This window comes from Shewanella sp. 4t3-1-2LB, assembly GCF_017368415.1.
GTDB lineage: Bacteria > Pseudomonadota > Gammaproteobacteria > Enterobacterales > Shewanellaceae > Shewanella > Shewanella fodinae.
This window is the reverse complement of the sequence record NZ_JAFNJD010000070.1, coordinates 1-9,987: the sequence shown is the minus strand read 5'-3', so window position 1 is coordinate 9,987 and position 9,987 is coordinate 1. Positions and strand designations below refer to the sequence as shown.

Here is a 9,987-nt window from a genome sequence, read left to right as displayed (position 1 = left end):
TATTTTTTTCTTGATGTTTTAATTTTTTATATTTTTCGAAATATAGATTAAAATTATCATTTATCAATTCTTCTACAGCTAGATTTTTTGTGATTTTATTACTTTTTGCAAATTTCTCTATGCTGTTAATGCATTCCGCAGAAAGCGTTATAGCTACCGTCCTCCTCGTAGGCTTTGAGGCCCGATAGTTTGCTGTCTGATAAGATTTTTTCATCTTCTTGATGAGCTCTTCCCATGTAAGCTCCCCTAGCAGTTGCTGACTCCTACGCATGTGATTGAGCTCTTCTATGATGCCGGATATGTACAGACTATTGACCAAGATCCCTTGCTTGAGAAGATACTTTTTCAGCCACTCTGTCTTGTTGATAGTTCCTGACGTCAGAAACTTAAACTGGTTCTCACGTCCCCTTCGTGAAGACCCACTGTTTGTGATATCTGTGCTCATAACGGTCATTCTCCAACCAGCATTAAATATGCTACATGTAGAAATACATGTAGTATATTATCACGTGTAAAGATATATACCATGGGGTTTATGTGTTATATTTTACCTATGTTTAGTAATTGTTTGGTTTGGAAATGAAACTTCTTAGGAACATGACGGGCGCAGAACCATACATGCGATATGTTTTTCTGCGTTGGCTTTTTCACTTCAATACCGAACCCGTGTTGATGGCCGCAGAACAAAAAGTTCACGAGAAGTTGGGGGTAAGCAAACGTTGGTTGTCAGAATCGATTCACTACCTCGTAGCAGAAGGGTACTTACTAAAATTAGCCGCAGTCTTATATTTCCCAGTCAATGAACACTCCAGGGGCAAGAAGCCCGCTGCATACGCCATTTCACCTCGGTGTGCGGAACTGTTGGATGACTTTAGAATTGAAGTTGTGGGGAAGGTGGTCTTTGAATGGATTTGCCGAAGTCCACTACGCCAGCGAGAATCGGCAGAGATGAGATTAGTGGCTCTTGGTTGTTTAGCAATGAATGCAACGGGAATAATTTATGAAAGAGAGATTTCAAATAAAACAGATTATTTCAGAGCGATGACCGGAAAGAAATATTTAGATCTTCACAAAACATTGGAAAAGATGTGTAAGGCTAACCTTGCTAGAAAACTCTCACCATTGTTAATTGACAGTCAGCTATTTGGTAAATCAGAGCATGGCTATCAAATCAACCCTATGTCTATCACGGCATCATCAGCAGTTATCGTTGGGCTTTCACTACCAATTAATACATATTTACCAATAGACGTTTTACGTCCAATTACTCAGATGGTGGATAGCCTTTTAAAATATTATCGGAGCTGTCAGAAAAATGGTAATTCCCCATCTGTAAGTAAAATTTCTGGGATCTTAGCTGATATTGATATCAGTATTTTGAGGTTTGGATATGAAATTTCAAAAAATAAACAAATTTTACATTATATAAATGAGCGAGTTATTTTTGCTGTTGAGGCTTTATTGCCAATGACTTTAGATAGAAAGAATTTTCTGTCTCTAGCTAACGATGAAAATAGTGATAATTTTCAATTCGTATTTGCGCTACTGAAATATTTAATTCCATTAAAAAGCGAAAATTTACGGCCAGAACTCATAGAGTTTCCAAAAATCTTCGAAGCCCTACCACTAGATAGTGAAGTATTTGTTAAGACAATCGAAAATGAAAGTCGTTGTGCAGACACATTTTTTTTCTATCAAAAATTGACTCGCATTGTGCTGGCACTACTGGAGCAGCTCACACCTCTGATGAATGTTTTAGAGCGGCATTATCGGGCGGAAATCATCGGATGCCGGTTGGGACTAAAATCATCGATATTAGTGACAGAAACTCAGGAGCAGGTACTTGGTTCGCCAATTCATGAGCTCAACATCGGTTCACCGGGAAATGGCCATCAGGATAATTCAGAAACAACTCAAGAAGCATCGATCGCAGAAAAACCGCAATTTGTCCAAGAGCTATCTCCTATTGCCATTGAGGTGTTTTGCAATCCGGCTAAAGATTCAAAAGGGTTAAACATACCAGAAATATGTGCAGTGCATGGAAAACACGTAATTGATAACACCACCACCGAGCGAGTGAGCAATAAGCTTACTCGTTTCACTGTTGAAATCGCCAAACGAGGAAAAAAGGTGGCTAAGTAAGCAGTCTTGCATGGTTCGATTTGCTGGTGGAATGATGTAGGAAAAACGCGAATTCAACTCTGAAGTGCGACACCCACCTAGGCAGCCTGAAGGTACCACTATCAGCAGTTGACTACCTCTCGCCGTTCAACCATAAGTGTCGCACTTATTATCTGAATCCCCGAAATGCGTAAAAAATGTCCTGAACAGCACAAGCCGTCGTTGATTGCGAGTGTTTTTCTTGGCCTCTTGGTTTTGGTGACGGCTCTTCTCATATCTTACTAACTCCAGAGTTGGCAATAGTAAAAATTTCAAGGAAGCTCTGGGAAATGGGCCAGTGATGATCCTGAATTCTCACTAAAAAAGCGGTTTTAATTCCTCGGTTATAATAATATATATTAATGAAGTGTGAATAATCTGTAACTAGCTGAATCAGTGTAAATTTACCTATGTTCTCAATTCTCTGGATTGAACACAAAATGCAGAGGACACAGAGCATGAACTTACTTCAACCATTTACCAATCTGTCAGTATTACCTTATCCACTGGTACAGTATGAGTATCGCAACCTAGAATCCCTATCGAGATTCTTTGCACGGCATCAGCAACGATTTCCTCGGTTAACCTTCATGCGCTTTGATTTACATTTTCCGCAAGAGCATATCTTCGATAACCCTAAAATCATCTCACGGTTTATTGATGCGTTTAAAGCAAGATTAATTGTGTGGGATAATCAGCGTTTATCCAATCACCCCATTGGCTTTGGCTATGCTTGGTGTCGTGAGCAGGTTGATTCTCATAACTGGCACTACCATTTAATTTTTGTCTTCAACCGGGATGCGGTGAATTGCTGGGGTTATTTTGATTTACGGAGTCCCAATATGTATGCCCGAGTGGTTGCGTCATGGGCGAGTGCATTGTCTGTTCCTATAACCATTGCTGAGAAGGGTGTGCACATCTGTGAAAATGGGGTGTATTTCATTGACCGGAATAGTCCGCTATACCTTCAACAGTGCAATGATGCGTGGGAGCGGATGGTGTACTTGGCAAAAAAATACAGTAAGGACATCGACGATGGCAATCGGTGTTTTGGTTGTAGTCAAAGTACCTTCCGTGGGTGATGGTCTGATGTGTGAAGGAGGAGGGGATACCTCCTCTGTAATGTTTGGATTAATAACGGAGCCAATCCCACACCTTTCGACCAATATCTCCAATTGCCACAATCCCTTCTCCAATCACTTCCATCGGTTTGATGATAGTTGCATCAACGGTGGTATCAATGATCCCGTTGGCTAATGATTTACCCGCTTCCAAGTATTCGCCGGTCTGGATGTGATCAGCTGTTTCCTCAATCGTCTTAATACTGCCTTGGATAACCGATTCGATGGGTTTGGCAATCAGATCACCTGGTGTTCCCAGCAGGCGATTAACCGGCTCGGGCAGGGTAAGGTATTCTCCGGTCATCTTGGCTGCTGTGGAAAGGAGTGCAATATTCGCAGCGGTGGTGGAGGCTGCTTTGCTCACCGTCTTTCCCAGTAAGCCACTGCGCGCAATGACTTGAGAAGAGACATGAACCGAGTTGCTGATTTGTTCAGAGGACGACTCCCCGGTCAGGCACCAGGTGACGAAGTGTTCACAGTTGCCGTGAAACAAATGGTAGGGGCGTTGGCCTAATTGACTGTGCGCTCGCTCAAGTGCGGTAACCGTGCAACTCGCAATGTCCTTCACGTGGATGGGTTGACAATCCGAGAATGCCTCTAAGCTGATCTGTTCGACAACCCCCGATTTACCCAGATGGATGATTTGCTCATCGCCGATATAGAGTCCGTGATGGTGGGTGAGGGCCAACGGGTCAATTTGGGTGATGAGATGATCACCCGGATGAAATTTCTGCATGGTATGTACTCCAAGAAAAAAAGCAGATGCCACGTGAGTCACATCTGCTGAACGGGTTAATGGGTTGAACGTGAGTGGTGACTTACTCAGATTTCTAGCTCAACAAAGTCCTTGTCGATTTGCTGCTGAGTAATACCGATGTAACGCAGGGTGACGGCTTCTGATTGATGGCGAAGCATGCGCATCACGCGGCCGATATCTTTGCTGGTTTGATACAAGTGATAGCCACGGGTCTTGCGCATGGAGTGCGTACCCAGCGATAACTTGATATCGTCACCGACAAAGGCAAACGCTTTGGTAACAGCTCGTCGTGTGAGTGGTTTAGCTGGCGCATGCCAATCTTTGGCCTGACTGCTGCGGTAGGATTGAAACAGGTAGATATGCTCAGGGTGACGCTGGTGGATAGTCTCAATCAGCTCCTGGGTCTTAGGGTTGAGTTTGATGCTGGCGCGTTTACCAGTTTTCTGCTCGATGATGTTTAAGCGGTCGCCATCGATATCGCTAAACTTAATTGCCAGTAAGTCAGAGATGCGCAGTGCTAAGTTAAGGCCGATATTCCACACATCGGCCATCTGCTGACCAAAGTGACGTTCGAGCAGGTAACTGATAAGCTTGATGGTATCGCGGTTCTTGACCGCTTCGACTTCGTTCATGCTTGGTTCCCTCAATCTGCTATGCAATGAATGTGGGCACCAGCCTTTTGCAAACCCGCATGGGGCCTGTGTTGCTTGGTGCCCATAATGCCTTTTTGGGTACCTGGGTTAGTCAATAGTGACTTTCTCGACATAGACGCCGAGAGCGACATACCCCAGAAAGTTATCAATGAGCAATCGCACCAGCCCCGATGCCTGTCGTAGGTACTGTGTCCCCGCATAACTGGAGAAAACCTCCCGTTGCTGAAAGCACACATCAATCTCTTTCTCTAGTTCCGGGTAGACGCGACCGAAATAGGCAAAGTCGGTCATGTAGTTCAATTCCCAATGTGCGCCATGACGAACCAGACCAATTTCCACAGGGTGGTAACCACCACTATCGGCGTGATAGTTGGGGTCACTGAAGTTAAGCGTGATAATATTGGCCTGTTCAGTGCTAACGGATTGCAACCGCAGCTCCAGCAGTTGGTAAAAGGCTTCAGGTAAGGCGATATCTTTATTACGTTGAATTTGCATAGTGGACTCCAAATAAATAAAAAGCCCGCTGGTCAGAGACGCAGCGGGCAGGGGGGGATAATTGTGTCGTGGAAACTCAGGTGCTAGGTGTGACAGCGCCACTGGGGATGGGTGTTGTCACCGTGGTTGAGATAGCTGCCGTTGAGAATTTTTTGCCATTCACCTTGGGGCGTACCATATGGGTCGCAGTGCTTGAGATAACGGCAAAAACCAATCTCTTTAGGGAGATGACCATCCATATCGCTACGGCAAACGAAAAGCACGGTTTTGCAAATGGTATCAAGGGGGGCAATAGTTGGCGGTCCTGTTATGTGACCGTGTTTATCCAGTGGCCTCTCAAAAATATATAGCGTCAGTGCCAGGCTGATACGTCGGTGTAAGTCTGGAAACGCCGAGCAGGCTTCGGCGACCGCCGCTTGAGAAAAGCTGTCGGTAAATTCAATCATGATGAGACTCCGACAAACATAAAGGGCAACCTCGGTGGTTGCCCTTTATGCCGTGAGAATAGTTATAACCAGCCGCGCTCAGCGAAAGAGATGCACTCATCACCCACCACAATGTGGTCGAGTACTGGCACCGCAATCGTGTCAAGCGCTGCCACCAGCTTGCCGGTGATTGCCCTGTCGGCGAGAGATGGCTCCGCGATACCTGATGGGTGGTTATGGGCAAAGATGACGGCGGCGGCATTACGCAATAACACCAGCTTCACTACCTCGCGGGGATAGACGCTGGCCGCATCGATAGTGCCGAAGAACAGCTCATTGAACTCAATCATCCGGTGTTGGCTGTCCAGCAGCATGACGGCAAACACTTCGCGCTGATGCTGGTGGAGCTTGTAACGTAGAAAGTCCATCGTCGCAGTCGGGTTACAGAACACATCGCCTCGTACAAATCGTTCGGCAATGATGCCTGCCGCGGTTTCGAGGATTTGCTCCGAGGTGCGTGACCAATGATTGTTAGGGGGTGACATAACCTTGTGCATACAACCTCCTTGAAGTGATGAAATGGCATATGCACAGAGGTGATATATATCTGAAAAGATTTGGAAAACTGATAGAAGAAGGCCTGACAGTAAAAATTTACCTCTCTGGCTTATGTGATGAGACTAATCACCGAGGAACTCATCATGAAACTCATCAAGCTAAAAGAAGTTATGGGCATTACTTGTCTTTGCAAAGCCTCAATCTACCGAATGATTGCAGCGGGCGAATTTCCAAAACAGGTTTCACTGGGCGAACGTGCGGTTGCTTGGGTGGAGGAAGAAATACTGGACTGGGTTCAGGCAAGGGTAGATGAGCGAGATGCGGCATAGTGTAATGGGGCTAGAATGTTGACACGAAGTCATACATTCCAAGCCCCACTAGATTTTTAGTCCCACTCACAGCCGCAATCGCGGCAGCACCAACCACCGTCGTAGGGGATGATATCGTCAGAAGAACCACATTCAGGGCATTTGAGGACTGAAGACCATGGCATGGGCAAAAGCCTGATAATTTTCATAAACTCTCCTTAATTATTTCAATGACTTAATTCAAGTACGTCCAAAGCTACGCAAGTCACCAGACGCTCCATATATCCAAGTACATAACCATCAAAAGCTTTTGGCTGAGTCGATTCCTGTCTGTGTTGTCGTCGATAGAGCACTTGGATTAAGTTTATGGATCGATTAAGAGTGTAGATCGTCGCGAAAATCGAGACAAGCAGTTTTGTCGCTATATTCGTGACACTATGCAAAAACAACTATATTCATCCGTCAATGAAGCCTTTGTTTCATGGCTTAAAAAAGCCCGTGAAGATAAAGGGCTGTCGCTTCGCGATGTCGGACAACTCATTGGTCGGCATCACTCGCTCATCGGAAACGTCGAGAATTCTGTGCGTCGAATGGACGTCGCAGAGTTTTTTGTCTATTGCGAAGCATTAGACATAGATCCAAATGAGTGTATGGAATTCCTGAAGAAAGCTAGGTCTGCCCATAAAAATGTAAAGTGAACATTAGCCCTGATTTGCTACAGCAGTGGGAACAATAAAATAGGGATAAATGACTATCACTACTCTTCGATGACGTCATTACTTCGAGAAAGAGTAAAATTTCTTTAATATCAAATTTTTTGTTATCTTGGGCCCAGAGTCAGTCACAGTGTTTTGGGGGGAGGCACAAGCTGATCTGCCGTTGATGGGCTGCGCAACCTTACAGATGGTTGTGGGCGAAAATCATCACTGCGACATTTTACTGCTGCACCGACTTAACGATTTCGCATGGATACACACTAACAGGCATCGATAGTGCCGAAGAACAGCTCATTGAACTCAATCATCCGATGTTGGCTATCGAGCAGCATGACGGCAAACACTTCATGCTGATGCTGGTGGAGCTTGTAGCGTAAAAAGCCACGGAAATATCGTGAACATACCAATAACTCAGAGCTTATGGTGTGATCGTATTAAAAGTAAAAGGTTTACAGTTTTAGGCAAAATAATGTTTAAAACTGTGGTTAGGAAGTTCAACAATTGATTTGCTATCTCCTTCTGAAATAATCTATGCGATGTAATTAAAGTCGATTTACCCCAAAACAATAAAGGAAAGCTGGACGGGTAATTTATAAGACCATAAAATTAAATAAAAACATATAAATGTTTGCATATGGATAGCAATCGTAAATTTATGGATATGTATAGAGTTCATAGAACCAATACAAAGAAATTGCTGGATACTCTCGAACAATGGGACAAAGCTTGGACTCCCCATAGTGATTCTCCAGAATTTTACCTTAGCTTATCAAACTCAATACGAAAAATTGCTAGTTATGCCATTTCAGAGCGATATTTGCTTCGCGATTGGGTTTGGATAAATGCACAATTTCGCATAGCACACCCGTCTAATGAAAAGGTTGCTCGAATATCTTGGTCTGCGATCAGCTTGTTTGTAAGCTTGGTTCAGCAGTTGGAAAGTGGAAACCAGGATCTGCTCATGGACATATGCTGGCTGACAGATCGAACTGTGGAGACTCTTCTTGGAATGCTGGGCGCCAGGGCGATTAATAAATTTATATCACCTGAAGAACAGCAACGAATTGATGACCTGATTATTGAGCTTGCAGAAGCTGAAAACGAGGATCTGGACCAGTTAAAGGCCTTTGCGGAAGGAGTTGCAACAGAGTTCTCTGAAATCCATCACACAGCGTATTTTCCCTCAATTGCCAACAAACTTTTGGGATTGTGTCAGGCTGCACATGAACCCTCAGAAGCGGGATATTGGGCAAAAGCGGCTCTACGATATGTGTGTCTTGAAGACGACGTAATAAATGATAGCCAGGGATACGTTGGCTTTTTGGATGATATACATGTTATCGAAAACATGTATGGGTTTGTGTTTGGTGAGCTTCCATGGAAACGGTTAATAGATCATGCTGCCGAGAAATGGCCTTTTATAACCCGTGTATACTGGCAGGACCAAGACTCCAAAAATCACCTTACATTATTGTTAAAAGCTGTTGTTTCCTGCTGCCTTGACTCTTCATTAGAACAAAATCAAACACGTAATATAGTACTGCCGGATGTCGGGCCATGCGGATTTTTGTCAGCTGCTGCCTGTGTTTTGAAAGAAATGGGCTCTGAGAAAAAGAGCACTATACCAACTCCAGGAACGCTGGCTGCATTCAGAGATGGACACACCCTTCGATACGTGATGATGGCTGAGCCCTATAAGGCGCCAGATGGTTCCGAGTTGCCAATGGTGAGGCTTAAGGGTGATGACAATAAAAAAGTACATATACCATCTGAAAAAGCCCTGTTGCTTGAACCAGCAAATAGCAAAGAAGTTACCTTGGCGACCAGGAAGCAATTAGAACGCTGGCTATTGGCAGTAGAAGAGGACAGCCAAACGGCAGTTCATAGGTTTCATGCCGCAGATACACAAACATCTGTTCTTTATGTAACGACACGATCAGACTTTTTCGCTTATCTCGAGGCCATCTGCCCATACGGCCGCAGGCTCGATGAGCTCATAACGATTGAATACCGAAGTCGTGCAAACAGGTCTGCTTTGGGATCGGAAGCGTCGGTTGTAGACCCGACAATGATTGTGTGCAGTAGCCTGGATGTGGCTGAAAGCATACTTCGTGACAGGGTTGAAGGCTCTCCCAAACCCCTGTACATGGTTGTAGATCGGACTGTGGATCATGTTGCGCTGGAGGCGCTGAAAGAGAGGTGTCGACAATACAACCCTGATATGAAAATAATCGTCATTTCCCAGGTTGATACACGGGCAGGATCTTACCCGGACAGTAAGGATGAATCTGTTTGGTTTATTCAGCCTGAAGCTATCGACCCTGTTTCGGCAGCGAGAAGCCCGATTTCTATCACTGATATTGGCAGAGGGCCTCTTGCTAGGTATGTGAAAAGGCAAAACCGGTCATCCGATGTCAGGTTAATAACTCATTTTGTTGAGTTTGCGGAGTTGGACGAGTTTTATCAAATTGCCCAAAAAATTAAGCTGCGCGCATTCGATGATGACTCGGCCCTTTTACCCTTCGCCATGAGTGCGGAAACAGTCTTAAAGCACATATCAACTTACCCTCCTATGGGAAGTAGTATTTCTGATGAGCATTTGGTTCATGTTCTTGAAAGTCTGGCACAACACGCAGCCGCAATGGGAATGTATGATCAGGATGTCAACTGCGTATTCCGGCGAAGTTGAACGGCTATTCTGATTGAACGTGAACACCTTGCTCCCTAACGCAAGCTTACTTTAACTGTTATCTCCTAAGTGTTCACGTTCGATGTTTTCCCCTGTGTGTTTGCG

11 protein-coding genes and 1 pseudogene are annotated in these 9,987 nt (G+C 44.6%); 5 read left to right on the top strand and 7 right to left on the bottom strand.

Translation table 11 applies throughout. The annotated features are described in order from the left end of the window. Nucleotides 1-445: hypothetical protein (locus tag J3L11_RS18035; protein WP_207571878.1), on the bottom strand; the 445-nt coding region annotated here is incomplete at its 3' end. 227 nt (nt 446-672) lie between these two features. On the opposite strand from J3L11_RS18035, the gene J3L11_RS18030 reads away from it, so the two are divergent. Continuing rightward, nucleotides 673-2,142: a hypothetical protein gene (locus J3L11_RS18030; protein WP_207571877.1), complete on the top strand. Its 1,470-nt coding sequence runs from the start codon at nt 673-675 to the stop codon at nt 2,140-2,142. A 476-nt stretch (nt 2,143-2,618) separates the two neighbouring features. Next, on the top strand, nt 2,619-3,242 hold the full coding sequence (locus J3L11_RS18025) for an inovirus Gp2 family protein (protein ID WP_207571876.1): 624 nt from the start codon (nt 2,619-2,621) through the stop codon (nt 3,240-3,242). A 49-nt stretch (nt 3,243-3,291) separates the two neighbouring features. Here the strand turns inward: J3L11_RS18025 and J3L11_RS18020 are convergent, their stop codons facing one another. From J3L11_RS18020 to J3L11_RS18000, 5 genes are all read right to left on the bottom strand, one after another. After that, on the bottom strand, nt 3,292-4,017 hold the full coding sequence (locus tag J3L11_RS18020; protein WP_207571875.1) for a lecithin retinol acyltransferase family protein: 726 nt from the start codon (nt 4,015-4,017) through the stop codon (nt 3,292-3,294). A gap of 86 nt (nt 4,018-4,103) precedes the next feature. Next, nucleotides 4,104-4,670, bottom strand: a complete 567-nt coding sequence (locus J3L11_RS18015; RefSeq protein WP_207571874.1) for a site-specific integrase — start codon at nt 4,668-4,670, stop codon at nt 4,104-4,106. Nucleotides 4,671-4,778: 108 nt separating this feature from the next. After that, nucleotides 4,779-5,186, bottom strand: a complete 408-nt coding sequence (locus tag J3L11_RS18010) for a DUF2787 family protein (RefSeq protein ID WP_207571873.1) — start codon at nt 5,184-5,186, stop codon at nt 4,779-4,781. Between the two features lie 83 nt (nt 5,187-5,269). Further along, nucleotides 5,270-5,632 (bottom strand): hypothetical protein, encoded by a 363-nt coding sequence (locus tag J3L11_RS18005; RefSeq protein ID WP_207571872.1) that lies wholly within the window; start codon nt 5,630-5,632, stop codon nt 5,270-5,272. 62 nt (nt 5,633-5,694) lie between these two features. Next, a complete protein-coding gene (locus J3L11_RS18000) occupies nt 5,695-6,168 on the bottom strand; it encodes a JAB domain-containing protein (protein WP_207571871.1) in 474 nt (157 codons plus the stop codon). A 144-nt stretch (nt 6,169-6,312) separates the two neighbouring features. On the opposite strand from J3L11_RS18000, the gene J3L11_RS17995 reads away from it, so the two are divergent. Beyond that, nucleotides 6,313-6,498, top strand: a complete 186-nt coding sequence (locus tag J3L11_RS17995) for an AlpA family transcriptional regulator (RefSeq protein WP_207571870.1) — start codon at nt 6,313-6,315, stop codon at nt 6,496-6,498. 416 nt (nt 6,499-6,914) lie between these two features. Further along, nucleotides 6,915-7,175 carry a helix-turn-helix transcriptional regulator gene (locus J3L11_RS19695; RefSeq protein ID WP_207571869.1) on the top strand — a complete coding sequence of 87 codons (261 nt, stop codon included), beginning with the start codon at nt 6,915-6,917 and terminating at the stop codon, nt 7,173-7,175. A gap of 241 nt (nt 7,176-7,416) precedes the next feature. Here J3L11_RS19695 and J3L11_RS17985 read toward each other — a convergent pair. Continuing rightward, nucleotides 7,417-7,579 (bottom strand): annotated as a pseudogene (locus J3L11_RS17985) (JAB domain-containing protein); the annotation flags it as partial. Between the two features lie 248 nt (nt 7,580-7,827). Here J3L11_RS17985 and J3L11_RS17980 point away from each other — a divergent pair. After that, complete coding sequence (locus J3L11_RS17980) at nt 7,828-9,882, top strand: hypothetical protein (protein ID WP_207571868.1); 2,055 nt, start codon at nt 7,828-7,830, stop codon at nt 9,880-9,882. Nucleotides 9,883-9,987: the final 105 nt, after the last annotated feature.

What these genes read in the sequence shown, in the direction of transcription:
- J3L11_RS18030 (WP_207571877.1), top strand. Translation starts at nt 673, where the DNA reads ATGGCCGCAGAACAAAAAGTTCACGAGAAGTTGGGGGTAAGCAAACGT.
- J3L11_RS18025 (WP_207571876.1), top strand. Translation starts at nt 2,619, where the DNA reads ATGAACTTACTTCAACCATTTACCAATCTGTCAGTATTACCTTATCCA.
- J3L11_RS18020 (WP_207571875.1), bottom strand. Translation starts at nt 4,017, where the DNA reads ATGCAGAAATTTCATCCGGGTGATCATCTCATCACCCAAATTGACCCG.
- J3L11_RS18015 (WP_207571874.1), bottom strand. Translation starts at nt 4,670, where the DNA reads ATGAACGAAGTCGAAGCGGTCAAGAACCGCGATACCATCAAGCTTATC.
- J3L11_RS18010 (WP_207571873.1), bottom strand. Translation starts at nt 5,186, where the DNA reads ATGCAAATTCAACGTAATAAAGATATCGCCTTACCTGAAGCCTTTTAC.
- J3L11_RS18005 (WP_207571872.1), bottom strand. Translation starts at nt 5,632, where the DNA reads ATGATTGAATTTACCGACAGCTTTTCTCAAGCGGCGGTCGCCGAAGCC.
- J3L11_RS18000 (WP_207571871.1), bottom strand. Translation starts at nt 6,168, where the DNA reads ATGCACAAGGTTATGTCACCCCCTAACAATCATTGGTCACGCACCTCG.
- J3L11_RS17995 (WP_207571870.1), top strand. Translation starts at nt 6,313, where the DNA reads ATGAAACTCATCAAGCTAAAAGAAGTTATGGGCATTACTTGTCTTTGC.
- J3L11_RS19695 (WP_207571869.1), top strand. Translation starts at nt 6,915, where the DNA reads ATGCAAAAACAACTATATTCATCCGTCAATGAAGCCTTTGTTTCATGG.
- J3L11_RS17980 (WP_207571868.1), top strand. Translation starts at nt 7,828, where the DNA reads ATGGATAGCAATCGTAAATTTATGGATATGTATAGAGTTCATAGAACC.